Here is a 26,579-nt window from a genome sequence, read left to right as displayed (position 1 = left end):
ACTCATCCTGTTTTCGCGTTCTACTTGTTAGCGTATGCCGAGTGCACCGACATCAGACGAGCCTGTGCGTACGCGTCCCGACAGATCGTGCCCTGGCAAGTCTGCTGCGTTTGCGACGCCCACTAGATTTGACGTTTCCAACGGATTCGCGTCCAAACCGCTACCATCCAACTGGACATTCTTGAACGTCTTCGACAGTTCACTCACGACCACGTTGGCGGTGGAACGGGCGTTGCCGAATCCGTTGGCGACTGCGCGACCGGACTGCGTAAAGATGGCATTGTTGGCAACACGGATGCCCGTTGATTCAGGCGTGTCCCAATCGATGGTTTTGATCGCGTCACCTTTGGCAATGATCGTATTGTTGACGATCGTCAGGTCTCGTGGAGCCGTGCCCGAGGGCTTGGACATGATTCCGATAACGCCGGTGATGATCAAGTTGTTACGAATGATTGCATCGGCGGTTGCTTGAATCGCGTTGTCCCCCGAATCAAGGATCACGTTTTCTTCGATCACGTTGCGATCGGCAGGCTCTCGGCCGGTTCGATAGACGATGATGCCCGGATACTTCGTCCCGCGGATGAAATTCTGCTTAATTATTACTGCATACGATCCGTCTTTGATCTCGACTCCGTCGCCTTGGTCAACGTCGGAGTGGTTTAGATCGTGGATATAGTTGCCGATCACAAAGGTGTGGTGAGTGACGAACTGGCCATCGTGCGACCCTAGATAAAAGCCTTCGCCATGGCTGGCCGTGTCATGAATTTCATTGTCGATAAAATACAGATATGACGTGCTCGCCGAATTTGCGGCGATCGCATTGTTTGCGGTGCCAACAATTTCAACGTCATGCAACATGAAGTGATTGGCGCTCTGCAGCTTCAAACCTGTCGAGCCCCCGCGGAGTGTCAGACGTTCCACGATCAAGTATTCCGAACGGTCGACGTTCAAGGCGTTCTGACGCGCATCCGATCGAGTGACGATCACTTCTTCGCCGGGGGCACCTTCAATGGTGACGGGAAATGACCGAGTCCCCTGGGCTTGGATCACCAACAGAGAATCGACAACGTAGGTGCCCGCATGGATTCGAACATGGTCGCCCGCCGACAGATTGCTCAGCGTCCTTTTCAACAGCTCGCCGTTTTGGGCAGCGGTTTTCGAAGAGTCAAAATGAACCTCGACCGTTGCCTCGCCTCGATTGGCGTACCAATCGGGAGCAAACGTGGGCGAGTCGCCTTTTTTTCGCCAAAACGGCCGCGGCACAAACGGTCCATCCGGAACCTGCCCAGCCTGGTCACCGGTCTGGTCACCGGTCTGGTCACCAGCCTGATCGTCCGGCGAACTTGGCAGGACAGTGTCGGCAATGACCGAATTGCTTTCGGCGTGGACCGCGGCAAAAACGAAGGCGGAAGCCATCATCCATCTGCGCAGGCAGCATTCGATTGTTCGCAGCAACATATTGGATTCGTCTCCGATTGGGGTTTTGGGATCGTAAGACCGCGATCAGACCGGGTCAAGGAATCTGGACGCGCCGCAGGATTCCTGGATAACGTGCTGGCCGCTTGGGCCGATGGATAGCGATTTCCGTATCCGACTTGCCCTGTAGCTGCGATTTGGTACGCTACGCGACCCTCAGTTGCATTTATAGTGAGGGAATTGTTCAGCCTTGATGTCGAATGACACTCTGTTTTCGACGCAAAACCATGGGAGATTAGACTAGGTGGGTACTAAGAGAACGGGAAAAGGTCGACGAAAAGTAGGACGTAAGAAACGCCGTATGCGAGCCAAGATTCGTCACCGCAAGAAATAATTCTGAATGTCTACCGTCGATTCCAACTCTGCTGGTCCCGCGATGTCCGAGGAAACACCTGCGTCGTCTGCCGATGCGCCCGTGCCACCAAAGAAACGCGGCGTGCCAGAAGGATTGTGGTTGAAGTGTCCAGGATGTGGATCGTCGGTTTACAAAAAAGAAGTTGAGCAGCGGTTAAACGTTTGCCCGAAGTGCGACCATCACTTCTATGTTTCCGCCAAGGACCGAATTGCCCAGGTCTTAGACGAGGGCACGTTCGAACCGATGGACGAGGCGCTTCGTCCAGTTGATCCGTTAGAATTTTCGGATCGCCGCAAATACGCCGACCGCTTGGTAGGCGAACAAAAACGCACCGGACTGACCGATGCCGCGATGACGGGCGTCGGAATGATCCGAGCACGACGTGTTGCGTTTGCTGTCACCGACAGTGCGTTCATCATGGGAAGCATGGGTTCAGTGGTCGGCGAGCGACTCGCTCGATTGATCGAACGAGCCACCGATGACGGGCTTCCGCTGATCATCATCTCCGCTTCGGGCGGTGGCGCCCGCATGCACGAGGGCATCCTATCGCTGATGCAGATGGCAAAAGTATCAGCCGCTTTGGCGCGCTACGACGAATCGGGCGGGCTGTACATCAGCGTGCTGACGAATCCGACGATGGGCGGTGTCGCGGCGAGCTTTGCGTCGCTGGGCGATCTGGTTTTCGCCGAACCCAAGGCTTTGATTGGATTTGCTGGTCCGCGAACGATCAAGGCGACGATCGGAATCGAATTGCCCGAAGGCTTCCAAACCAGCGAATTTCTGCTCGAACATGGCTATGTGGATCGAATCGTGACTCGCAAAAATTTGAAAAGCGAGATCGCCCGAGCCATCGACTATTGCGGAAAATAGCCGCATCCGACCGCCGGCTGGCCATCGCAAGCGGTGTTAACGAGCAAAGCGACGCATGCAAAACGGCCAAACAGCCGATATCTAAGGCATCAGCCTCGAGTCGCGCCGCCTAGTGGACTTACGCGCAGCCAGATTGTTGCAATTCAGATTTAGGATTGCAGTGCCAAGCTCAAAACAAAATGCGTAAACTAGAATAAGTGGGCGTGGGGTTTCGACGAGCCTACGCGTCCGAATTTTGCTCCTGATACCTGAACCCTGATCACCAATTCCGATGAGCCTGTTCGATTCCATCAAGTCGGCGTTCAAGTCCAGCGGTGGCGGAACCGGTGGCCGGATTGACGTAGCGGGACGGTTTTCCCGTCAAAGAACGGCCGTTACCGGAACAATGGCGAACTTTTTCGTCGCGAAAGACCGGGAACACAACGACCGCATGGTCGGAGTTAAGGTTCTTGATATTGAAAAGATGGAATTGTTCGAGGCCCGTTTCAAAGGACTCGGCAAACCATCCGAAGGCCAAATCGCGATGATGATGAAGCATCCGAAGGTCGTCGAAACCTACGAAATCGGCTTTTCGCTCAAGGGTGAGCCGGTGCTCGTGATGGAATACATCGGCGGTCCTAGCCTTCAAAATATCGTCGTTCAACATCAGGAACATCACGTCAAAGGCCGACGGATGCTGATGATCCGCGACATGGCGGAAGCTCTGAAATACGTCCACGACCAAGGGTTCATTCACCGCGACATTTGCCCGCGAAACTTCATTTGCTTGCCGGAAACGACAGGCGTGAAACTGATCGACTTTGGGTTGACCGTGCCAGCGACCGCTCCATTCATGGTGGCCGGAAACCGTACCGGCACGCCGCTATACATGTCGCCGGAAATTGTCCGACGCCGACCGACCGACAAGCGAGTCGATATTTTTTCATTCGGCGTCACGTGTTACTGCCTGTGCTGTTTCGAGCACCCGTGGCAGAGCCAAATGTTGAATGGTCGAGCCGCCCTGCAACACGATTCATCACCGCCGAAAGATTTGATCAAACGGTGCCCCAACATAGACCCCCGTTTGGCACGAACGATCATGCACGCGCTGAATCCCGATGTCGATGCTCGGACCGCCGACATGGATCAATTCCTGCACGGAATCCGCCAAGTGGAAAAAGCCTTTGTTGACTAACCAGAACAACCCTTAAAATCCCCATTTTCGGCCCAATTTGCATGTTCCGCCGTTTCGATTTTCCCTGTGAAATCAAACGGCGCCGTGCATTTGGGTCAGTTTCGGTAAAAGGGGGTGTCATTGCCGGTTTTCGCGGCGAATTCGTTGACACTCGTTTTTCCGCGTAACTATACTTCGTGGCAGTCTTTGTCGATCTCGTCGTTTACGGAAAACACCCATGACCCTACTTGGGAAGTCCTTCACCGCTCTCATTCTGATCCTCAGTGCCGTTTTTATGGTGCTGGCGCTTGCCGTTAACGCCTCGCACCGCAATTGGCGCGATGTCGTGTTGACGGGTGTCAACGGTCAACCGGGCCTGAAGGCGAAGATCGAAGCAATCTCGCGTGAAAACGAACAACTCAATATCCAGCGAGAAAACAGTCAAGCTTCGCTCGACCGCGAACAGGCTGCTCGTCGCACTGCACTAGCTGCCCTGCAGACGCAGCTTGACCAACTCAAGAGCGATCTTCAGCAAAGCGAATCGAGCGTTCAAGCTCTTACCGCCCAGGTTCAAGAACTGACGCAAACCGACCTCAGCCGAGCCCAAGAGTTGGAACGACTGACCGCTGAAAACTCGACACTTCGTCAGAAGGTCCGCGACGAGCAACAGAATCGCGACAGCCTTTTCACGCAAACGCTCGAACTTACCGACCAGATGAATAAGCTTCGCGGATTCAAGCAACAGCTTGAAGAACGCAACGCACAACTGATGGCTCAAGTCACTCGCTTCGAAGAAGTCGTGACCTCGAAGGGAATCGACATCAACGCACCCCTTGATGGCGCACCGCCAATGCGGAATGGCAAGATTCTTGAAATCGATCGCCCGCGTCGCTTGGTACTAGTCTCGATCGGATACGACGAAGGACTGCGAGAAGGCCACATGCTGGAAGTCACCCGTGGCGGTGTCTATAAAGGCAAGGTCAAGATTCGTAAGACCGAACCAGACCGTTCAGTCGGCGAGATTATGGAAGATTACAGCCAAGGCATCATGCAGGAGAACGACCGTGTCGACACAACCCTCGATTGAAAAAAGCGGCAAACAGCCGCCAAGCGTCTATACCGTCATGCTTTTGCTTAGCATGCTGTTCATGCTGATTGCAGTGATCGCAATGTGGATCGAATTGAACCGCTGGGCACCCGACTACTACCGCACCAACACGGCCAATCCGTCGGTGATGGTAATGCCGGTTCAATCAATAATGGTTGGTTAGAGACGATCGCCTAACAAGCGATCGACGAAACCTGCCGAACGCGTTTCGGCAGATCTTTGATCGTGGGCAGGTGACTTTCGCCTTACGCGTCTGGACCCATGAAATATCGGTTCAGGAATTCTTTGCGGTCGCCTTCTTCGGCCGCCAATTGGACCATCGCGTACAACCGCTGTTGATCGCGACGCTTCTTTTCACCCAGCGATTCGTCGTCAGTGAAGTACGCGGGTAACGCGGTAAGAATATCAAAGCACTCGGGTTCGCAAGGTCCCGCCACCACCCCGTGACGGTCAAGCATCGCGATCGCGGTCGCTAGCCGGTGGTCGTGCCGACTGACCCGCTGAAGTCGATCATTCAGCCATTGCAAACCGAACGCTCGACAGGGTTCGGGATGCTCGACGATCGCCGTGTAAACGCGACCATAAAAGTCTGCATCCGGATTCGACCATTCAATGAATTGCATCTGCGTCATCAGATCTGATTGATCGTAAAGCCACCGACACAGACTGGGTTTGCCATCCCGCCCAGCTCGGCCGATTTCTTGATAATAAGATTCGATCGAACCGGGCGTTTCCGCGTGGATTACGATCCGGATGTCCTCTTTGTCGACGCCCATCCCAAACGCGGGTGTAGCTAGCACAATATCAGCATCACCGGTCATGAATTCATCTTGTATTCGTCGTCGCTTCCCACGAGGCAAATCGCCGTGATAAACGACGTGGCTTATTTTCCGCTGCATCAACTGGTCACTGACTCGTTCAAGCGTCTTGATCAACGAAAAATAGACAATCACGCTGCCGCCGTGATAGACCGGATCATCAAGCGTCTGAACGATCACGTCGATCTTTTCGTCTTCGTCAAAAACGGGCTGAACATCGATCGATAGATTCGGTCGATCAATGCCCTCGTGAAACAAACGAATTTCATTTGGGTCGATTCCAAGCTGCCGATCGATATCTTGGCGACATTCTGCGGTCGCTGTCGCCGTTAGTGCGATTGTCGTTGGGTCGCCCAACTGCTGTCGAATGTCACTGATGCGAGAATAGTCGGGACGAAAATCATGCCCCCATTGGCTAACACAGTGAGCTTCGTCAATCGCCAGAAGATGCACGTGACGATGCGATAGCGCCTCACAAAAATCGTCCTTGCGAAATCTTTCGGGGGTCACATAAAGCAACCGATACCCCCCGGCCGCGACCGCTGCATACCGCTGCAATCTCGTCTCGCGATCAAGAGACGAATTGATATATGCGGCATCGATCCCACGGCGTACCAGCGAATCCACTTGGTCATGCATCAACGCCACCAGCGGGGACAAGACGAGGACCAAGTTGCGACCGTCTGCTTCCATGGCCAATGCTGGAATCTGATAACATAGAGACTTGCCCATGCCGGTGGGCATCACGACCATCGCATGCCGGCCCGCCTGAACGTGGTCGATGACCTCTCTTTGGCAACCACGGTATGACGAATATCCAAAGTGCCTTTGCAAGAGTTCCTTTTGCAAGTGTTCCTTGGGCCCGTCTCCAAACGCTGATGAGTTAAGCTCGGTCATGCCCTAAATCTTTGCAATGATGTGCCCAATCGTCCATAGTCATGCTGCTTTTGTTCTCCGACATCGATGATTTGAATCGCCTCCAGAAATAAGACATCAAGATGAGCACGAAAAACGAGGTTCAATTTGAACCTCTTGAGGGCGAAGTTGAGATTTCGCCGCCTGAGATGTATGCCGCGAACTTAGTCGAATGGGCGGTCGAACGGCACGCCAGCGATCTGTTCATTTCCGATTCCGAACACTGTGTCCTGGTGGCAATCCGCCGACTCGGGAAGATCGAGTTGGTGCGAAAACTTGCACGCCAGTACGGGAAACGATTGCAAGGACATCTGCGAGTGCTGGCAGGTGCCGATGCGGGCGAATCGATTCGACCCGCCGATGGACGCGGCGTCCTGACCACACCCAACGGCAGCGAGATCGATTTGCGTCTTAGCAGCATCCCAACGCTATATGGACAAGACATCGCGATTCGCTTGTTCGACCCGGTGCGAGGCGCAAGATCGATCGACAAACTTGGTTACGATCCTTCGGAACTTCAAACGATCTTAGACCTGATCCATCGTCCGTCCGGCCTGGTCCTTGTCGCTGGCCCGGTAGGAAGCGGAAAGTCGAGCACGTTGTACTCGGCGGTGGAAGCACTCAACGACGGCACCCGCAAGATCCATACACTTGAAGACCCGATCGAACATTCGTTACCCGGCGTCATGCAGTCGCAGGTCAACATCAAAGCCGGGCTCGACTTTGCCGACCTGCTGACCGCGGTACTGCGCCACAGCCCGGACGTCATCATGGTTGGCGAAATCCGTGATTCACGAACAGCGTCGACTGCAGTACGAGCGGGCGCTAGCGGACAACTCGTCTTGGCAACCATTCATGCGAAGAGCTGCGCCGAAGCGGTCGATGCGATGCTGCAGTACGATACGAAACCAAAATTCTTGGCGGGCGCTTTGCTTGGGGTGATCAACCAAAGACTGCTTCGCCAATTATGCCCGAATTGCCGCCGACCGATTTGTGACGTCGACATGGACATCGGACCGAGAATCGGCAATGTGCTGGGCGGTCAGAAACCACAACTCTTTGAGGCCGTCGGCTGTGACCAATGCTTCGGTGCGGGCTTTGCGTCGCTAGCGTGCGTGCCGGAAATCATGGACCTGAATCATCACCTTTGCCACGCAATAGGCGAGGGAGTGTCCGCGGCAGATCTCGAAACGCTGGCCGTGGACGAAGGCATGCTGTGCCTTGCCGAAGTAACGGCTGCACGAGTCCTGCGAGGCGAAACGACCGCCGACGAAGCCAACCACGCAATCGCCGATCCGCTACTAGCAACCTTGTCGGCTTTGGCAAAGCGAAAAGCGTAGAGCGATTGAACTCGCGCTTTTTAAGCTAGACGAGACTGTCCATAAAAAAACCTCGCGTCCCAACTTGGAACGCGAGGTTTTGTTTTTACTGATCGCTATAGCAAAGACCGAAGCCTTACTCCTGTCCGCCCAACAATTGGTCAAGCGTTTGGTTGCTAGGCATATCGGATGGCTCTTCCACTTGAGCACTTGGCGACGGCGTCGTGGCCTCGTCTGCGTTCAACAGTGGGAAGCTTTCTTCCAAGCTTTGAACCGGTGCATTTGCCAGCTCTTCCAACGCCTCGCGACGGTAATTGACTTCCGATTCTTGGAAAATTCGGAAACCGGTACCGGCCGGAATCAAGTGCCCCAGAATAACGTTCTCCTTCAAACCGACCAACTTGTCGACCTTGCCGGCCAACGCCGCTTCGGTCAAAACCTTGGTCGTTTCTTGGAAAGATGCAGCCGAGATAAAGCTGTTCGACTGAACGGCAGCCTTGGTGATCCCTAGCAACTGAGTACTCGCGGTGGCACTCTTCGGACGCTTGCCCTTGGCGGGCTCGCCACCCATTGCTTCGATTTCAGCGTTGGTTTGCTCAAATACTTCCTTCGGAATGATTTGACCTTCGGTGAAGTCGCTCGCACCAGCTTTGCTGACCCGAATGCACTTGGCCAAGTCATCGTTGGCGTGACGGAAGTGGAAACGGTCCATCACGCTGCCCGGCAGCAAGTTCGTGTCACCAGCCGATTCGATCTTCACCTTACGCAGCATGCGAGCGATGATAATTTCGCAGTGCTTATCGTTAATTTCAACCTTCTGCGATTGATAGACCTGTTGAATTTCGTGCAGCAAGTATTGCTGAACGGCTTCTTCGCCCGAAACTCGCAGAATGTCGTGCGGCACCAAAGGCCCTTCGACAAGTGCCTGCCCAGCCTTCACAAAGTCACCACTGTGAACTTGGAAGTGCTTACCGTGCGGCACCAAGTGCTCACGTTCGATACCCGATTCGCTGCGGACCACGATCGTTCGCTTACCACGTTTGCGTTCAGCAAGGATCTCGACTTCGCCGTCGACTTCCGCGATCACGGCGGGATCCTTTGGCTTACGAGCTTCGAAAATTTCGGTAACTCGCGGCAGACCACCCGTGATGTCCGAAACACCACCACCTTCACGCGGCATTTCAGCAAGCACCGTACCAGGGATGATCTTGTCGCCTTCGCGAACCACGATCATCGCACGCTCGGGCAAGTAGATGACCTCGAGTGCCTTACCAACGGCACCGACTTCTAGCATGGCTTCGCCGTCGGCGTCTTGTTCGATGACCAACTGCGGGTGCAAGTCACCCTTATGGTCAACGATCATCATACGGACGTTGCCGCTCGCTTCACGTTCGACTCGCATCGTCTGACCTTCGACGATGTCTTCAAAGCGGATCTTACCGTGAACTTCCGACAAAATCGGAATCGAGTACGGGTTCCATTCGCAAAGAACAGTTCCTTCTTTGACTTCCTCGCCTTCCTTGACCATGACGGCCGCACCGGTTGGGATCGGATACGATTCGATTTCACGCCCGCGATCATCGACCAGCGTGATTTCACCGTTTCGGTTCAGCACGATCGGAATGCCTTCGGTGTTTTCCACCGCACGCATCCGAGTAAATCGAGCCTTACCAGCACGCTTGCTCTTGATGTCCGACTCAACCGATTGCTTGTTCACGCTACCACCGATGTGGAACGTACGCATGGTCAATTGAGTACCCGGTTCACCGATCGACTGTGCCGCGATGATACCGACGGCCATGCCTTCTTCGACCATGGAACCGGTCGACATGTCCATGCCGTAACAGCATCGGCAAACACCAAGCGGTGCGTCGCAGGTCATCGGCGTACGAACTTGGATCTTTTCCAAGCCCATCGCTTCGATGTTACGAGCAATGTCTGGTGTGATCATTTCGTTTTCACGAACGATGATCTCGTCAGTCACCGGGTTAACGATGGACTGGCGGCTAACGCGACCGTTGATCGAATCGACCAAGCTGACTTCGACCTTCTCGCCGCGATAGACAACACCCTTGGTGATCCCTTGGGTGGTGCCGCAGTCTTGCATCGTGATCACCACGTTCTGCGCGACGTCGGCAAGCTTACGAGTTAGGTAACCCGAGTCAGCCGTCTTCAGTGCCGTATCCGCCAATCCCTTACGGGCACCGTGCGTCGACGAGAAATATTCCAGAACCGACAGACCTTCGCGGAAGTTTGCCTTAATGGGCGTTTCGATGATTTCGCCGGTCGGCTTCGCCATCAATCCCCGCATACCAGCAAGCTGACGAATCTGCTCGATACCGCCCCGTGCACCGGAGTGCGACATCAAGTACACCGGGTTGATGTACCAGCCGCCTTCGCGGATGTCGTTCTTCATCGCCTGCATCATGTCCTTGGTGATCAACTCACGAGCGGCCGTCCATTCGTCTAGCACGTGGTTGTATCGTTCGGGCCCGGTCATCAAGCCACGCTCGTACGACTTCTTCAGCTTCATGACTTCTTTTTCTGCCTTCTTGATGAAGTCAGTCTTAGAGTCCGGCGTGACCAAGTCATCCGTCGCGAACGACAAACCACTGCGAGTCGATTCACGGAAACCAGCTTGCATCATGTCGTCAAGCAAGTGAATGGTTGCCTTGCGACCTAGCCGTTGATAGCAGTCACTAATGGCAAGTGCCAAGTCACCACTCTTCATCGGTTGGTTGTAGTAGTCCATCCCGTCGGGAAGCATTTCATTGAACCGAACACGACCAGGCGTGGTGTCAATGATCGCACCATAGACGCCGTCGCCAGTTTCAGTTTTCAAACGTTGGAAACGTGGCAAACGCATCTTAATACGTGCGTGAATCGCGATCACACCTTGTGCGAACGCCAAGTCGACTTCGTCATAGCCGCTGAAGATCATGCCTTCACCCTTTTGATCGGGCATTTCGGCAGTCATGTAATAGCAACCCATGACGATGTCTTGCGACGGCGACATGATCGGCTTGCCGTTCGATGGCGCGAATACGTTGTTGGTGGACATCATCAAAGTGTGGGCTTCGACTTGAGCTTCGATCGAAAGCGGCAGGTGGACAGCCATCTGGTCACCGTCGAAGTCGGCGTTGAAGCCCTTACACACCAAGGGGTGCAAGTGAATCGCGTTGCCTTCGACAAGAATCGGTTCGAACGCCTGGATCCCCATCCGGTGCAACGTCGGTGCACGGTTCAAAAGCACAGGGTGGTTCTTGATGACCTGTTCCAGAATGTCCCAAACTTCTTCGTCTTTGCGTTCGAGCATCTTCTTGGCCGACTTGATGGTGTCGGCGTGGCCGAGTTCTTTCAAGCGGCGGATGATGAACGGTTGGTACAGTTCAAGGGCGATCTTCTTGGGCAAACCACATTGGTGCAATTTCAAGCGAGGACCAACTACGATGACCGAGCGGGCCGAGTAATCGACTCGTTTGCCCAGCAAGTTTTCGCGGAAACGACCTTGCTTGCCCTTGATCATGTCGGTCAAGGACTTCAGTGGTCGGTTCGACGAACCCAGCACCGGTCGCTTGCAGCGGTTGTTGTCGAACAGTGCATCGACGGACTGTTGCAACATTCGCTTTTCGTTGCGAATGATGACTTCCGGCGCGTTCAGGTCGACAAGCTTACGCAAGCGGTTGTTGCGGTTGATGATCCGGCGGTAGAGGTCGTTCAAGTCCGACGTTGCAAAGTTACCGCTATCTAGCAACACCAACGGACGCAAGTCGGGCGGAATCACTGGCACGACGTCCAACACCATCCACTCGGGACGGTTGTCGCTGTCGCGGATCGATTCGACAATCTTCAAGCGGTTGATCAGGTCCTTCTTCTTTTGCTTTGAACCGGTCTCGACCAAGTCGACACGCAGTTTTTCCGACAACGTCACCAAGTCCAGCAGGTTGAGCAACTTGCGAACCGCTTCAGCGCCCATGTCCGCTTCGAACGAACCTTCGCCGTATTGCTGACGCGCGGCGCGGTATTCTTCTTCGGTCAAAAGCTGACGCGGTTCCAATTCGGTCGTACCCGGATCGATGACCACGTAGTCTTGGAAGTAGATGACCTTTTCAAGCGAACTGGTCTTCATGTCCAACAGGTTGCCCAAACGCGAAGGCATCGCTTTGAAGAACCAAATGTGAACCACCGGTGCGGCCAATTCGATGTGACCCATTCGTTTACGACGAACGCGACTGTGGGTGACCTTCACACCACAGCGGTCACAGATCATGCCCTTGTACTTCATGCCGCGGTACTTACCGCAGGCGCATTCCCAGTCCTTTTCAGGGCCAAAGATGCGTTCACAGAACAGACCGTCTTTTTCAGGACGATAGGTTCGATAGTTGATCGTTTCAGGCTTCTTCACTTCCCCGAACGACCATCCTTTGATGTCTTGGGGGCGCGCGAGAGAGATTCGAACTGATGCGTAGTCGTTGATGCGATCGTAATTGCTGGTTTCGCCACTGGACATGGGGAACTAAGCCTTAGCTATTTGGTTTTAGGTGTCAGGTTCAAGCGACGACCCTCGGCTGGTCGTCACAAATTCTCGTCCCGGGTTTCCCCCCGAAACGCATATCGAGAAACGGCTAGGCTTCAGATGCTGGATTACCCGCAAACCTGAAACCTAATACCTAATCCCTTTCTCAGATCGATCGTTTTTCCAATTGCATGTTCAACGCCAGCCCACGAATTTCGTTGGTCAACACGTCGAACGACGCCGGCGTTCCCGCCTCGAGCGTGTTCTCGCCCTTGACCATCGATTCGTAGATCTTGGTACGACCTTCGACGTCGTCGCTCTTGACGGTCAAAAGTTCCTGCAAGATGTACGCCGCACCGTACGCTTCCAACGCCCATACTTCCATTTCGCCGAACCGTTGGCCCCCGAAACGAGCCTTGCCGCCGAGCGGTTGCTGGGTGATCAACGAGTACGGTCCGGTCGATCGCGCGTGAACCTTGTCGTCCACCAAGTGGTGCAGCTTCAACATGTAGATGTAGCCAACCGTCGTTTCTTGCTCCATCGGTTCGCCCGTTCGACCATCGGTCAAACGAATTTTACCGTGTGCTGGCAAACCGGCTTCGGCCAAACACTTGTTGATGTCATCTTCGGTTGCACCGTCAAAGACTGGCGTGATCGCTTGGAAACCAAGCTTCGCCCCTGCCCAACCGAGGTGCGTTTCCAAGATCTGCCCCACGTTCATCCGCGAAGGAACGCCCAGCGGGTTCAGCATGATTTGGATCGGTGTGCCATCGGGCAAGAAAGGCATGTCTTCAACCGGCAAGATTTTGGCGATCACACCCTTGTTACCGTGGCGACCGGCCATCTTGTCACCAACACTGATCGTTCGCTTGGTCGCGACATAAATCTTGACCATCTGCAACACGCCGCTGCGAAGCTCATCGCCACGCTTCATGCTATTGAGCGACCGATCACGAGCATCAATCGATTGCTCGACGTTCACCCACTGCTGAGCGAAGACTCGTTCGACCTCTTTCTTCTTCTCGTCATCTTTAACTTGGTCAAGAATGTGATCGATGCGGAAACTGGTTGCACGTTCAGCGACGAACTTAGGATCCTGACCATCGGCCAACGGCGTTCCAGTCGAGTCCTTCAGTTTCGTACCCGCGGCATCTTCCAATTCACGCACGAGCCCTTCGAACGTGCTAGCGATTTCCGCGTTGCCGACGCTTTCGGCTTCCTTCAATTCTTTTTCGAACACCTTTCGCTCGTCTTCTGACAAACTCATTCGGCGACTGAACTTGTGCGTGTCGATGACGATCCCTTCGATGCCCGAAGGCACTTCTAGCGAGTCGTTCTTCACGTCTTCACCGGCACGACCAAAGATAGCGTGCAACAGTTTTTCTTCTGGCGTCAACTCAGTCTTGCTCTTAGGCGAAACCTTGCCGACCAAAATGTCGCCCGGCTTCACATAAGTACCAACGTTGACGATCCCACTGTCGTCAAGGTTCCGCAGAGCCTTTTCCGACACGTTAGGAATGTCGCGAGTAAACTCTTCGCGACCCAACTTGGTTTCGCGAATTTCAACGTCGAAGTCCTCGATGTGAATTGACGTGTACGTGTCGGCACGCACCAATTCTTCGCTGATAATGATCGCGTCTTCGTAGTTGTAACCGTCGAACGACATGAACCCGACCAAGACGTTGCGTCCGAGCGCCAATTCGCCGTTCAGGGTCGCAGCACCGTCAGCTATGATCTGGTTCTTTTCGACCTTGTCGCCGAGCGAGATAATCGGACGCTGGTTTTGACAGGTTCGTTCGTTCAGACCTTGATACTTTTTCAAGTCATAGTGATCGCTGCCGACTTCGATCCGAGTCGAGTCGACGTAGGTGACCTTACCGGCACGACGAGCACGCACAACCATCGCACTGTTCTTGGCGACTTGGCGTTCCATACCCGTACCAACGATCGGCGGCTCGGCAACCAACAATGGCACCGCTTGCCGCTGCATGTTCGACCCCATCAAAGCACGGTTCGCATCATCATGCTCGAGGAACGGAATCAGACCAGCCGAAACACCCACCATCTGAGCCGGCGCGACGTCCATGTAGTGGACCTGTTCGGGCTGAACAATTTGGAAGTCACTACGGAACCGAGCGATCATGTTCGGACCGGCAACCAAAGCACCGTTGTTTACTTCGGTGTCGGCTGGTGCAACATACGATTCGCTTTCTTCGTCTGCCCGCAGCCAAACGGTTTCGTCGGTCGCTTTACCGTCTTTAATGATCCGGTACGGCGTGATCAAGAATCCATAATCATCGACGCCGGCGTAAATCGCCAACGACGAGATCAAACCAATGTTCGTACCTTCGGGCGTCTCAATCGGACAGATCCGGCCGTAGTGCGAAATGTGAACGTCACGAACTTCAAAGCCGGCTCGCTTGCGGTTCAAACCACCAGGACCGAGTGCCGATAAACGACGCTCGTGAGTCAACTGCGACAACGGATTCGTCTGGTCAACCACCTGCGAAAGTTCGCCACGACCAAAGAAGTAATCGATTGCTGCGGAAACGGATTTCGGATTAATCAGCGAACGAGGCGACATGTCAGTCGCATCCTTGATGCTCATCCGTTCTTGAACGGTACGACGCAGCTTCAAAAAGCCCTTGCGAAGTTCTTCGCTGGCCAATTCGTCAATCGTTCGCAGACGCCGGTTACCCAGATGGTCGATGTCGTCGATTTCAGCTTCGCTATCAGCATCGAATAAATCGATCAGATAACGAATCGCCGAAATCATATCATCCGGACGCAGGCACATTTCCGTTTCTGGAACTTCCAAGCCGAGCTTACGGTTCAAGCGGAAACGGCCAACTTTGCCCAATCGATAACGATTGTCGTCATAGAACTTTTCCGTAAACAACGTACGAGCTTTTTCAAGCTGGGGCGGATTGCCGGGACGCAAACGTTGGTAGATCCGCAGCAACGCTTCCTCGTGGCTTGCGGTGTTATCTTCGATCAACGAATTGAAGATCAGCGGAATCTTCGGCGCGTCCATCGCGTCGATGCTCTTCACGCCCGACGTGCAAATCGTTTCGGCGACTTCCTTGCTGATTTTGTGACCAGCTTCGACGATGATCTCGCCCGACCGATCGGTGTCCACAGGGTAGACAACGTCATCGACCGCAATCTTGCCTTCAATCGCTTCCGGCTTGGTGCTGCCGGTGATCTTGATGGTGCCCGTTTCGTAGAACGCGTTCAGAATGTCGGCGTCGGTGGAGTACTTTGGATCCATCGCACGCAGAAGCGTCGTTGCCGAGAACTTACCGCTCTGGTCAATCCGAACGGTCAACGCGTCCTTCTTGGTCACATTGACTTCGATCCACGAACCCCGTTCTGGAATCACGCGGCACGATGGCAATTTGCGGTCGGTCGTCGTGTCTTGCTCAAGAACAAAGTCGACACCGGGGCTACGGTGCAACTGACTAACGACGACGCGTTCGGCACCGTTGATGATGAATTCACCACCGCCCAGCATGATAGGCAGGTCACCCAGATAGACCTCTTCTTCGAGAGGCTCTTCGCGGTTCAGACGCAACCAAATTCGCAGCGGGCGACCGTAGGTCAATCGCAACTGGCGACATTCCTGGCTGGTATAGCGTGGCTTGCCCAGTTCGTAGTACAGATACTCCAGCGTTGTATTGCCGTCGTAACTGCTGATCGGGAAAATCTCCTTCATCACAGCTTCAAGGCCATGCAACTTCCGCTTCCGCGAGTCCGTGTCTTCCTGGAGGAATTCGGCATACGAGGCGGTTTGCAGAGCGGTCAGATCGGGGAGCTCAAAGTTCCCTCCCAATCCGGTACCGAAGTGACGTACGGTTGTCGGCTCTAGTCGACGGTGACTGGTGGTTGCCATCGTTTAGAAAAGCTCCTTAGAAGACCAAGTGGGTGAGCGGGAGGTTGGTTTGATCGGGCCCAAAGCGGGACAGGGCCATGACTTGCGGAATTAGCGAATGCGTCATTCAGCAGTGAAACGCGTTCAGACAGGTGCGTGCGGGCAAGGAGAACTAGCGAGCGGATACAGTAAATGACACCCCGTCGCGGCGGCCAAAGCGACAGTGAATCCTTGCGAAACACGACCACGAAAACGCCACCCGTTCGATCCAGTGCCATCCCGGACGGGAAAACACGACGAATGGGAGGCGAAAGTCGGGCGAGCGAGAAACGTTGGGCCTATGATCACTCGTGAAAACTATCACAATGGCAGAATGTAGAAAAGACCAACTCGGACATTTTGGCCCGAATTATGCTGCAGCAGCGTTTTACTGCGAATCCTCTTGTCTCGCGCCCGCTTTCAGATTTCTGAAAATTTTTTTCGCGACCCTTGGGCAGAAAAAAACTTTTTTAGAAACCTGACCCCAACCGCCCCGATCAACGCCGCTATCATGACCCAAGGTGGGCATAAACGCCGCTGGATGAAAAAAGCTCGAATTCGAGCAAAAAAACGACGGTCAGTTTTTTTACATTTTTTTCCGGTGGATCAGGATGCTTGTGACCAACGCTCGGTAGAAATTTATTGGCGAATTTTCTGCCCGAACACAGTCATCCCCCCAATTCAGGGGAACACATTCTACAGCGACTCGACGGCTTGCCGGCACGCGTCCGCAATCGGAAGCTATACGGCAGACAGGCAGCCGCCGCCCCTTTACTTGCCCCTTCCTACCATTTCCTATTATCGCCAAGCCATCCAATGAACGTCACCGAGCTACTGGAAACACACTTTCTCCACTTCAACGCTCGCGAATTGGTCGCTGCTGCTAAGTCGTTCGGACAATTCGTTTCGACAGAGAACAAGGGGCGGATGATGGTCACGCTGGCCGGGGCGATGAGCACGGGCGAGCTTGGCCTGTCGCTGGCTCCGATGATCCGAGCCGGCAAGATCCACGCGATCACGTGCACGGCCGCTAACTTGGAAGAAGACATGTTCAACCTCGTCGCGCACAACGAGTACCGCATCATCGAAAACTGGCGAGCCCTTTCGACGGACGACGAAGTCGCCCTGCGCGACGAAGGGTTCAACCGCGTTACGGACACCTGCATCCCCGAAACCGTGATGCGACACATCGAAGGCCGCTTGACGCCGATGTGGCAGGAAGCAGCGAAATCAAATAAGAACCGCATGCCAGTGGAATTCATGTTCGACCTGCTGGACGACAAGGAACTAGTCCAGCACTACCAAATCCCTCGCGAACACTCATGGCTTGCGGCGGCCAAAGACATGAATATCCCTGTGTTCACCCCCGGCTTCGAAGACTCGACGCTTGGCAACATCTACGCCGCGCGTGTGATCGATGGCACCGTCCCCAACCACACCGCAATCGCAACCGGGACCTACCAAATGCAGCGACTGGCTCAGTGGTACGAAGAAGAATCTAAAATCGGACCGATCGGCTTTTTCCAAATCGGTGGTGGCATCGCTGGCGACTTTCCGATCTGCGTGGTGCCGATGTTGAGGCAAGACCTTGAACGAGACGTTCCGCTTTGGAGCTACTTTTGCCAGATCAGTGACGCGATCACCAGCTTTGGCGGATACAGCGGCGCGGTGCCGAACGAAAAGATTACTTGGTGCAAGCTCGACGCCGATGCACCGAAGTTCATCATTGAATCGGACGCCACAATCTGCGCGCCGCTGATCTTTGCTCATGTTCTGGGTTGGTGATGCGTCTTTCGCGACTCCCCCAATACGTCCGGGTAGTTTCTCTCGACGATCCGGACTGACCAACACAACCGTCGTGCGACGACCGGCCGGTCTTTCGCAATACGCGGATCATGCGGATCATTCACGCAGTGGGACGAGGCCGAATCACCGACGGACTCTCTAGCGGTGACCTAGATTTGATCGGTACACCGCGCGCTGTGGGCGGTGTGAATCTCGGTCCTCTGTTGCTGGAGCAATCACGATGCATTCTGCTCGCGCAGCAATTACCTTGATCGAGGTGGCAATCGTGATCTTGATCGTGGGCGTGATGGCAGCCGTCGCGACCCCGCGATTCGCCGAAACCCAACGTATCTCGCGGTTAGAGGCCGCGGCTTGGCGAGTGGCAAATGACGTACGGCGCGCACGCCAGACGGCGATTTGCAGCGGCCGATCTATTCAAATCGCATTCTCAAACGATGACGATTCCTACCAAGCCGACGAGGGCGAGCAAGAGGATCGTTCGCGAACGCCAGCCCTGGTTTCCATCAAGTCGATCTACGATCCTTCGATCGATATGGTCGCCAGCATGGACGGCAACCTAACGCTCTCGTTCAATTTCGAGGGCGTTCCAGAATCCTCCGGCGGGGCGATCGAACAAGCAACGATTGACCTGTCGAGCGGCAGCGATTTGTTTCGAGTTCACATCGGCGCGGGGACGGGTGCGGTCACCGTGGATCGCAAAACCACAACGAGCATCGAACCTATGGCCCCAACCGAACCGGACACCGACGTTGACGGAACCAGCGGAGCCACATCGTGACCCGCACTTCCGTAAACTCGAACGCTCGCCAAGCGTTTAGCTTGATCGAACTGGTAGTCGCCATGCTGGCCGCAACCGTCCTGCTGGTTTCATTAGCGGGATCAATCGCAGTCACTTCGCAACTGCTGGAACCTGACGAAAAGGCGAACCAGCGCCGACAAGCAACCGAAATCACCGACCGAATCGCAAACGACCTTCGCTACGCGACGCAATTCACAACCCATCCATCGAGCAACGGATTTAGCGTCCAGCGAATTGATCCGTTTACTCAATCAGTGCAGTCGATCCAGTACGTTTCATCATCCAGTGAGTTGACCCGCACCGCCGACGACAGCCCGACCATCACACTCAACGCGACCATCGATTCAACCGCGACGGTGACTGACACGTTCACACAAACCGCAACAACAACACCATCAGCCTCTTCGCCTCGACTGCGCAGCATGACCGTCGCGTCGACATCAGACAGTTCGACATCACTTTCTCTTGACATCCCAGCCGGCGTCATGCCAGGCGACTTGATTCTGATCTGCGTGTCAGCCAAGTCGCCTTCGAGCGTCACAATCAGCGAAGCCGCAAATTGGACGACGCTTCAAAGCATGTCCAACGGCTACCTCATGCTGCATGTCGCCTATCGATTTTACGATACCAATTGGGCAAACACCGTAACGGCGACCACCGACAAAAATGCGCAGATTGCGGCGAGCATGATCGCAATTCAAGACGTCAGTCTTTCGGGGCCCATTGGCTGGACAGCAAGTCGCCGAAACAACTCGCCATTCAGCGACCTGAACCCGACCTCGCTTGAGTCCAATTCGGTTGGCGATACGGACCTAAACATCCAAATCTTTGGTGCGGATGGATCACCATGGCACAACGGCACGATTGGAATGGCATCCTTTGCCGACGTCGTCCAGCGGCGTGCTGGCGAGGGGAGCTTTTGGCTAGGCAATTCCATTGGCGCAACCTTGCGAATCGGCGGATCAAACGACCAGGAAGCGCCCCCACGAATGCTGCATCGTTCGATTGGATCGTGGATTCAAGCTGCTGTTGTCCTGAAGGGGCCATCACGATGAATCTGCTTGCAAATACCCCAACCTTTGACCACCGCGTGATGGAAAACAGGCAAGAAATGCGCAGCGGCGTGACGCTGATCGAAGTTCTCGTATCGACGATCCTGATCTCAGGCGTGTTACTCACTTCGCTGGCCGCGTCCGCCAACCTGTGGCGCAGCCGCATACAGAGCCACTCCACGGCGATGGCAGCAGAGCTATCCGAGTCAATTTTGGGCGAAATCACATCCCGGCGTTTCGAAGACTCAGTGGACCCGATCTGGGGGCACGAGGCCGATGAAAACGGCGCGGGCCGATCCGCATTCGATGACATCGATGACTATCACGAATACACCGCATCGCCTCCGGTGCATCGAGACGGAACCACAATGACGGACTACGCCGGATGGAGCGTTTCGATCACGGTCGAGCCAGCGTGGGCAATCGACACCGGCATCACAAGTACGCCCCCAATCGATAGCGGAAGCGTCCCTGAACTTCGCTCTATCATGGTTACATGCGTGACTCCCACGGGCGATTCGATCACTGAGTCCGTGGTCGCCTCAAACGTGCCAACACAGACAGAATCAGCGAGCCAGTCGTACCAATGGCAGTCGCTTAGAATGTCGCTTCCCAGCGGCCGATCGGTCAAGATCCAAACACCCCTGCGCAACCTTCCCACCGCAGAGGAAACGCCGTGAATCCATCGAGACGTCATTCCACCAGCGACAGCGCACTGCAACATCGCGAAGGCATCGTCTATGTCGCAGTCCTGTTCACGGCACTGCTTGTGACGACCTTAGTCGCGACCGCCGTTTCATTGAACACGACCAGCATCCAACGAGAATCGGACCGCGCGAATAAGAGCCGAGCGATGCGGATCGCGGAAAGTGAGATGCACCGAGTTGCGTCCCTGATGCGGACAAACTCGCTGTGGCGAACCTCTTTGACCAACGGCACTTATTCATCGTGGCGAAACTGGTCCGCCGGAAACTCCGCCATCAGCGGGCTATCCCAACAAGTACGCCATCAATTCATCGACGCTGACGGGTTACTCGATGACGACTTCACCGACGATGTTGAATTGACGGTCCACGCTCGCGTTGGACTCGCCGAGTATGCCGTCACTTCGAAACTGGTTTGGGACCCAGCGCCTCTATCGATTCTGAAATATGCAGTGACAGCAACCAATCAGTTGAATTTCGAGAACGGCGCTATCAGCAGCGAACACCCTATTCAAGTCGGCGGCGACTGCACCGAAACTTCCGGTGGCATCGTTGTCGCTCCCCGACTTGAGTGCAGCGGCGACATTCCGATGACGGTCCGCGGTGACGAAGGTGAAAGCAATGTCGAAGTGCCCACTCGCGACCTGGTTGCAACCTATACATCGACCAGCACCGCAATCCCGGCCACCGGAATACGTCAAGGAGCAGGCGCCCGATACCTGGACGAAAAACTACTCAGCCCCACCGCCAATCCATTCGGAACCCCAAACGGAGATGGCCGATATGCGATCACGATGGATCAGCAAAAACTGGTGATCTCGAATTGCCGGATCAACGCGACGCTTGTGATCGAAGGCGCGACAGAAATCGAAATTCGCGGAGCCGTCGTTTGGACCTGTCCTGCGGAACCCGATGCAATCTTGATCACGGATGCACCGGTACGTTTTATCGCCATCGAAAACGAACTGGACGAAAACGCACTCGCGATCAATTTCAATCCAGCTGCATCACCCTACCGTTCAAGCTGGGCCAACAATACAACGACCGATCGCTTCCCAAGTGAATTTCGCGGCCTGATTTATTCGACATCCGATGTTGTCTTCGAGCCGACCGCCAGCGGCGACAATCTGAAAATCACTGGAATGATGACCGCCCGATCAATCACCATCAGCGGGCTAGTCAGTTTCTTTGCCTTTGACGAAATGGTGGCCAACCCACCACTGGAACTGTGCGACCCGGTACCGATGCAATTCGAGAGCGGTTCGTGGCGACGCACCGAATCACCTCGCTAGTCCAGAACCGCTAGCGTGAACACGATACTTCAGAACTCAGACGCGAATCCGGCGTCCTTCCGTTTCGCTTTGTCGGGCAGCTTCAAAAATAGACACCGCGCGATAGGCATCGTCGAGATCACTCATATTCCGAAGCAAACTGGTAACACTGCGGTGGAACTGTGACAGCAGTTTTTCGCCGACGGGCGATTCGGTATCAAGCGTTTCCATGTTACGTCCAGCATCGTCAAACCAAACCAAAGTGGTTGGCAAATCAAGGAAAGCCACGCCGCGTTCACAACAGATCTGCATTGCCGACGGAGGCCGGAACCCCGCAGCTTCGTGCCACGTCGATCGGATGTAACTGCCACAACTGATTTGCGCGGTCACGCTTGGATGGGTTTCGGTCGCCGGGAACGCCAAACTCATACATCGATAGTTCGACTCTAAGGGCTTATCGGCCGAGCTCTGCGATTGATGTTCGACGGACGAAACACTTTCAGGTTCGCGACCTACCACATACCGACACCAATCGATCAGTTCGACAAGTTCGCGGCGCGCCGGATTCGGATCGGCAGATCCCGCAACATCGTCGCACGCCTGCAAGCGGCGGTGACAAAAAATCAGTTTCGGCGCACCCAACCGAGTAGCAATCAGCTCCTTCACCCGCAACGTTGCCGGTGCGAATCGGCGCGGGAACTCGACCATGAACGAAACACCGGACTGTTCGACGATCGAGCGCACTTCGGTATCGCCTACCGAATCAAAATCTAAGTCGCCCGCCCAATAAACCGCTTTGCCAGCTTCACACGCCGCAATCACTGGCAACCATCCAAGCCAGTTCCGCTGCAAGACGATGACCGCATCGATGTCACATCGCGAAACAAGTGCTCGGTAGCCATCGACCACATCGGCCTGAAACTCGCCAGCGACATTTTCGGCCAACTTAGCGACCGTGCTAAAGACAGCGCGAACATCGAAGCGGTCGTGTAGCACACGTAACGCGGGGCGATGTCGGGTTTGCCAGGCGTCACCGTGGCCGATCAATCCAATCCGCAATTTCATGGCGTCTATGCCGAAATGAATGAAAACGAGTCTAAGAACGAAATGCTCGGTGCGGACATTGTGACCCAATTTCGCATTTCGCGTTGCCGAACATAAAAAAATCCCCTGGAATGACGCCCGCCATTGGAAGGGCGTGGCAATATGGCGCACTGGATTTGGCACGCCCCAACTCGTTTACCGGTTAGCAGTTAGCGATTTCGGAATAAATTTGATGTCCGCAGCCGCCAAAAAATGCTGGACTGCGTCAAGATCATTTCCTTCAAAAGTCTGGCAAAGCCCTTGTGACGCGTTTCCAGCCCCATATACTCCGCCAAACCTTGCCCGATCAGCAAGACCCGCAAAGCTTACTCAAGCCGCAAGGTCTATCGGATAAGGAATGACTTGATCGATTGGGGAAGTGCCTGCCGTCCGACAATGGGACGGCCGAACAAACCGGTCGATAGGGGTCTCTTGTCAAACTTTCTGTAGTTCTCGTAGTGCAAACAAGCGCGGGGAAGTTGAATCAAGAACCTTCGTAAAGGTTTTGAAATTCGGTCGCGGTAAAAAACAGCCAAACCGATGTCAAAACGTTTTCGCACAGCATCACCCAAGGAAAATCTCTATGGTTTTGTTACTTTTGGCGATCACGCTTGCCAGCGTCACTAGCGAACAACAGATGGATCAGAAGTACGCCGAAGCCTATAAGGTATCGGTAGATCAGCAGAAGCCTTTGATGGTCGTCGTTGGTGCTCCGTGGTGCCCGGCGTGCAACGTGCTGAAAGACACAACGATCAAGCAAATGGCTCAGACCGGGGAACTGGACTCGGTCAGCTTGACTGTTATCAACAAGGACGACGAACCTGAATTGGTCAAGCAATTGACCGGCGACGACAAGATGCTGCCTCAGATCATTGTCTTCACTCGTGAGCATGGCCGTTGGCAGCGTCGCAAACTGCTTGGCTACCAGCCGAAACAGCCAGTCCGTTCGCTGATTCGCAACGCCTTAGGCGGCTAAACAGGCGTTCGTTACAAGCGGCGAAGAGTCGCAACACAATTCAAGCGAGCCACCTATATACTTGGGGGGCTCGCTTTTTTTATGCCCTGAGGAGGGTGCGAGTGCTGGTTCCCGCCCGATCCGCCATCCAAGTCAATGACTTTGGTCGTCTGTAAATAACGCCAAACGAAGTCGCCCACGAAGCTGTTGCGTGCTCGTTCGATTCAGGCGACTTAAACGGCGAAGATTGGCGTATCACCCTAGCGATCCACAGACCGCGATCCTCCGTCAAGACAGCGGCGTCGGTATCGACCAAACGATCGATACCAACGCTTTCGCGGCGATGCTACTAGAGACCTTTTTCATCGGCGAAGGTTTCGATGCGGAACAATTCCTGATCATCGATTTCGTTGCGAAGTTGCAGTTGCCCGGACTGATCAAACATCAAGATCATCCCTGGCTCGGTCAAATCGCTGGCGATCTTCAGCGGTCGCCCGCCATCAAGATCAACAACGGTTGATGAGCTGACAAATTCGGGATCCGGCAGCTTTTTGATTTCCAACGTGATGGGATCGACGACATCGGCGAACTCTGCTTTTTGACTCAACACGCCACCCTTGAAGACTTCGATTTCCATCGGAACCTTGACACCGTATTTAGGAATCAGCTGCGTTGCCACAACCTTGGCCTTCGACTCATCCCGTTGATATTGAACCGGGCGACCAGCGACGGCCCAGGTTGATGCAGCACCCGGTTCGACTGCGCCGGCGACGTAGCTTTCCAGGGTTGGCAACGATGCGGGCTCTGAGGGTGCACTCCATTCGCTCCAACGTTGGAAGTCGCGTTTCTTTTGCTTGACCGCATCGTTCATCTTATCCATGACTCGGCGAGCGACTTCGGGTGCCAGCGAACTCGTCTTCGGCTGCATTAGCTGGCTAGCCGGGAAGTTCGGGTCAATGACGGCGTACCGCATTCGGTAAACGTACGTGCGACCATAAACAGGCGCGTTCTTAAAAATGCTGTTGCCAGCAAAGTCATAGAAACGCATTAGCTTGTGTTCGACGGGATCGATTTCAACTTTACCACGGCCCATCATCATCATGCCGCCGCCGGCCATCATGTCCATTCCATCCATCCCATATCCCATATCCATCCCACCGTAATCCATCCCACCGCCTCCGGTTGTGCCGGGAAGGGACAATTCGATGTTGTCGTCCTTGTCGAATTCGAAGTCGGGATTCTTTGCGTCTTCAATTGCCTCTTGCTCAATCAGCTCTTGCTTTGTGATTTCCGCTTGTGACAGCATCGGAATGCGAGGATGGATGGACCATGGACGATAGTCGTCCAACAGCACAGGTGGAATCCACACGGTCAATTGATCTTCGCGGTAGTCTTGGTTGACGATTTCCGGCGAGTAGCCAGCCCAGAAACCATCAGCTAGTTCTGCGTAACGTTTCAAGTGCCAGACTCGCGTCCAGTCTGCATCGACCAATTGTTCGATCGGCTTATCAGTGACGTCAGCACGTTCAACTTCGAAATTGAAGTACAGCGGAGTGTCACGGCGAGGATCGTAGGCATCGGCATCCTTCAAAGCCATTTCGTAGGCTTCGTAGATTTCGCGGTGCGGCAACAAAGCCGTGCCCGCGATGAACCAACCAACCGAAGGCTTAGGATTTCGCTTGTCCTCACCCGCAATGGGGCGGAGACCAAAGTCAAACTCGGGTTTCAATTTACGAATTGGCCCGGTAGCGCCTTCCATGCCCATGTCCATGTCCATCCCCATCATGCCCATATCCATGCCCATCATGTCCATGCCCATCATGTCCATGCCCATGTCCATCCCGTCCATGCCCATCCCCATTTCGTCCATCCCCATGCCTCGACGCGACCGACGCGGCCGACGCGGCGCGGGAGCCTCGACTTTCTCGACAGCATCGGCTGGCTCCAACGAAGCCAGTGGGTAATCCAATGGATCGATTTTGGATCCTTTGATGGCGATTGACGTCGCAACACCGTGCGTACGCAAATCGAGCGGTGCTGGCAGAGCGGGATCTTGGCGACGAACCACCGACTGCTCGTTCTGAGCCTCCCATGGATGACGCAACTTATAGGGGCTGTCATCGACAGGCGTATAAAGACGCTCAGTCGCGGCGATGATGTCGTAGGTCGGAATGCGCTCTTCGATGAACGCTTCGCTGTGATCGTCATCGATCGCCAATTTGACCTGCGATGCCTTCGAGGTCAGCTTGTCGGGTTGCTGCGATTGCAAAAAGTCAGGCAACTGAAGCCCGCTGTAAACAAGAAACATAGACACGAGCACGACCAATCCGAGAATCAATTTCTCGAAGTGCAAAATGAAGAACTGCTTGATCTTGTCGGTATCCATAGCGACTACCTGCGTGAAAAGGATGGACGTTGCGTTTCTTGGCGACTTGGCCGGTTGTCGACCTGGTCGTGACCAAAGTCGTT

The 26,579-nt window shown here is 54.5% G+C and carries 17 protein-coding genes; 11 read left to right on the top strand and 6 right to left on the bottom strand.

The annotated features are described in order from the left end of the window. Positions 1-27: 27 nt before the first annotated feature. Positions 28-1,416 carry a right-handed parallel beta-helix repeat-containing protein gene (locus Poly59_RS18900; RefSeq protein WP_222436137.1) on the bottom strand — a complete coding sequence of 463 codons (1,389 nt, stop codon included), beginning with the start codon at positions 1,414-1,416 and terminating at the stop codon, positions 28-30. 436 nt (positions 1,417-1,852) lie between these two features. On the opposite strand from Poly59_RS18900, the gene accD reads away from it, so the two are divergent. The 4 genes from accD (at position 1,853) to Poly59_RS18880 (ending at position 5,125) form a co-directional block, all read left to right on the top strand. Then, entirely contained in the window at positions 1,853-2,701 is an 849-nt protein-coding gene (gene accD / locus Poly59_RS18895; protein WP_246151820.1) for an acetyl-CoA carboxylase, carboxyltransferase subunit beta, read from the top strand. Between the two features lie 271 nt (positions 2,702-2,972). Continuing rightward, positions 2,973-3,875, top strand: a complete 903-nt coding sequence (locus Poly59_RS18890) for a serine/threonine protein kinase (protein WP_146535671.1) — start codon at positions 2,973-2,975, stop codon at positions 3,873-3,875. A gap of 217 nt (positions 3,876-4,092) precedes the next feature. Next, a complete protein-coding gene (locus tag Poly59_RS18885; protein WP_146535670.1) occupies positions 4,093-4,941 on the top strand; it encodes a hypothetical protein in 849 nt (282 codons plus the stop codon). After that, a complete protein-coding gene (locus tag Poly59_RS18880) occupies positions 4,919-5,125 on the top strand; it encodes a hypothetical protein (protein ID WP_146535669.1) in 207 nt (68 codons plus the stop codon). The genes Poly59_RS18885 and Poly59_RS18880 overlap by 23 nt, the downstream gene beginning before the upstream one ends. A gap of 82 nt (positions 5,126-5,207) precedes the next feature. Here Poly59_RS18880 and Poly59_RS18875 read toward each other — a convergent pair whose 3' ends face one another. After that, positions 5,208-6,677, bottom strand: a complete 1,470-nt coding sequence (locus Poly59_RS18875) for a RecQ family ATP-dependent DNA helicase (protein WP_146535668.1) — start codon at positions 6,675-6,677, stop codon at positions 5,208-5,210. A gap of 101 nt (positions 6,678-6,778) precedes the next feature. Here Poly59_RS18875 and Poly59_RS18870 point away from each other — a divergent pair, with 101 nt between their 5' ends. Then, positions 6,779-8,035 carry a GspE/PulE family protein gene (locus Poly59_RS18870; RefSeq protein ID WP_146535667.1) on the top strand — a complete coding sequence of 419 codons (1,257 nt, stop codon included), beginning with the start codon at positions 6,779-6,781 and terminating at the stop codon, positions 8,033-8,035. 115 nt (positions 8,036-8,150) lie between these two features. On the opposite strand, the gene rpoC is transcribed toward Poly59_RS18870, so the two are convergent. After that, the gene (gene rpoC / locus Poly59_RS18865) at positions 8,151-12,524 is read right to left on the bottom strand and encodes a DNA-directed RNA polymerase subunit beta' (protein WP_246151760.1); all 4,374 of its coding nucleotides are present in this window, start codon (positions 12,522-12,524) and stop codon (positions 8,151-8,153) included. A gap of 172 nt (positions 12,525-12,696) precedes the next feature. Then, positions 12,697-16,422 (bottom strand): DNA-directed RNA polymerase subunit beta, encoded by a 3,726-nt coding sequence (rpoB, locus tag Poly59_RS18860; protein WP_146535666.1) that lies wholly within the window; start codon positions 16,420-16,422, stop codon positions 12,697-12,699. A gap of 834 nt (positions 16,423-17,256) precedes the next feature. Between rpoB and Poly59_RS18855 the strand changes: the two genes are divergently transcribed. The 5 genes from Poly59_RS18855 to Poly59_RS18835 all read left to right on the top strand — a co-directional run bounded on the left by Poly59_RS18855 (position 17,257) and on the right by Poly59_RS18835 (position 22,093). Next, positions 17,257-18,225 (top strand): deoxyhypusine synthase family protein, encoded by a 969-nt coding sequence (locus tag Poly59_RS18855; protein WP_146535665.1) that lies wholly within the window; start codon positions 17,257-17,259, stop codon positions 18,223-18,225. A gap of 241 nt (positions 18,226-18,466) precedes the next feature. Then, positions 18,467-19,024, top strand: a complete 558-nt coding sequence (locus tag Poly59_RS18850) for a GspH/FimT family pseudopilin (protein WP_146535664.1) — start codon at positions 18,467-18,469, stop codon at positions 19,022-19,024. Further along, on the top strand, positions 19,021-20,100 hold the full coding sequence (locus Poly59_RS18845; protein ID WP_146535663.1) for a type IV pilus modification PilV family protein: 1,080 nt from the start codon (positions 19,021-19,023) through the stop codon (positions 20,098-20,100). Before Poly59_RS18850 ends, Poly59_RS18845 begins: the two co-directional genes overlap by 4 nt. Next, the gene (locus tag Poly59_RS18840) at positions 20,097-20,777 is read left to right on the top strand and encodes a type IV pilus modification PilV family protein (protein WP_146535662.1); all 681 of its coding nucleotides are present in this window, start codon (positions 20,097-20,099) and stop codon (positions 20,775-20,777) included. Before Poly59_RS18845 ends, Poly59_RS18840 begins: the two co-directional genes overlap by 4 nt. Further along, positions 20,774-22,093, top strand: coding sequence for a hypothetical protein (locus Poly59_RS18835; RefSeq protein ID WP_146535661.1), 1,320 nt, complete (start codon positions 20,774-20,776; stop codon positions 22,091-22,093). The genes Poly59_RS18840 and Poly59_RS18835 overlap by 4 nt, the downstream gene beginning before the upstream one ends. 36 nt (positions 22,094-22,129) lie before the next feature. Here the strand turns inward: Poly59_RS18835 and Poly59_RS18830 are convergent, their stop codons facing one another. Then, positions 22,130-23,137 (bottom strand): Gfo/Idh/MocA family protein, encoded by a 1,008-nt coding sequence (locus Poly59_RS18830; protein ID WP_146535660.1) that lies wholly within the window; start codon positions 23,135-23,137, stop codon positions 22,130-22,132. 601 nt (positions 23,138-23,738) lie between these two features. Here Poly59_RS18830 and Poly59_RS18825 point away from each other — a divergent pair. Beyond that, positions 23,739-24,131: a thioredoxin family protein gene (locus tag Poly59_RS18825; RefSeq protein ID WP_146535659.1), complete on the top strand. Its 393-nt coding sequence runs from the start codon at positions 23,739-23,741 to the stop codon at positions 24,129-24,131. 328 nt (positions 24,132-24,459) lie between these two features. Here the strand turns inward: Poly59_RS18825 and Poly59_RS29675 are convergent, their stop codons facing one another. After that, entirely contained in the window at positions 24,460-26,496 is a 2,037-nt protein-coding gene (locus Poly59_RS29675; RefSeq protein WP_186776380.1) for a hypothetical protein, read from the bottom strand. Between the last annotated feature and the right edge of the window lie 83 nt (positions 26,497-26,579).

Source organism: Rubripirellula reticaptiva (genome assembly GCF_007860175.1).
GTDB classification, from domain to species: Bacteria; Planctomycetota; Planctomycetia; order Pirellulales; family Pirellulaceae; genus Rubripirellula; species Rubripirellula reticaptiva.
This window is presented reverse-complemented; position numbering and strand designations above follow the sequence as displayed.

Excerpts from the sequence above, each read along its gene's own strand:
- Poly59_RS18875 (WP_146535668.1), bottom strand. The coding sequence starts at position 6,677 with ATGACCGAGCTTAACTCATCAGCGTTTGGAGACGGGCCCAAGGAACAC.
- Poly59_RS18825 (WP_146535659.1), top strand. The coding sequence starts at position 23,739 with ATGGTTTTGTTACTTTTGGCGATCACGCTTGCCAGCGTCACTAGCGAA.
- accD (WP_246151820.1), top strand. The coding sequence starts at position 1,853 with ATGTCCGAGGAAACACCTGCGTCGTCTGCCGATGCGCCCGTGCCACCA.
- Poly59_RS18850 (WP_146535664.1), top strand. The coding sequence starts at position 18,467 with ATGCATTCTGCTCGCGCAGCAATTACCTTGATCGAGGTGGCAATCGTG.
- Poly59_RS18890 (WP_146535671.1), top strand. The coding sequence starts at position 2,973 with ATGAGCCTGTTCGATTCCATCAAGTCGGCGTTCAAGTCCAGCGGTGGC.
- Poly59_RS18900 (WP_222436137.1), bottom strand. The coding sequence starts at position 1,416 with ATGGCTTCCGCCTTCGTTTTTGCCGCGGTCCACGCCGAAAGCAATTCG.
- rpoC (WP_246151760.1), bottom strand. The coding sequence starts at position 12,524 with ATGTCCAGTGGCGAAACCAGCAATTACGATCGCATCAACGACTACGCA.
- Poly59_RS29675 (WP_186776380.1), bottom strand. The coding sequence starts at position 26,496 with ATGGATACCGACAAGATCAAGCAGTTCTTCATTTTGCACTTCGAGAAA.
- Poly59_RS18840 (WP_146535662.1), top strand. The coding sequence starts at position 20,097 with ATGAATCTGCTTGCAAATACCCCAACCTTTGACCACCGCGTGATGGAA.
- Poly59_RS18885 (WP_146535670.1), top strand. The coding sequence starts at position 4,093 with ATGACCCTACTTGGGAAGTCCTTCACCGCTCTCATTCTGATCCTCAGT.
- Poly59_RS18830 (WP_146535660.1), bottom strand. The coding sequence starts at position 23,137 with ATGAAATTGCGGATTGGATTGATCGGCCACGGTGACGCCTGGCAAACC.
- Poly59_RS18870 (WP_146535667.1), top strand. The coding sequence starts at position 6,779 with ATGAGCACGAAAAACGAGGTTCAATTTGAACCTCTTGAGGGCGAAGTT.
- Poly59_RS18855 (WP_146535665.1), top strand. The coding sequence starts at position 17,257 with ATGAACGTCACCGAGCTACTGGAAACACACTTTCTCCACTTCAACGCT.
- rpoB (WP_146535666.1), bottom strand. The coding sequence starts at position 16,422 with ATGGCAACCACCAGTCACCGTCGACTAGAGCCGACAACCGTACGTCAC.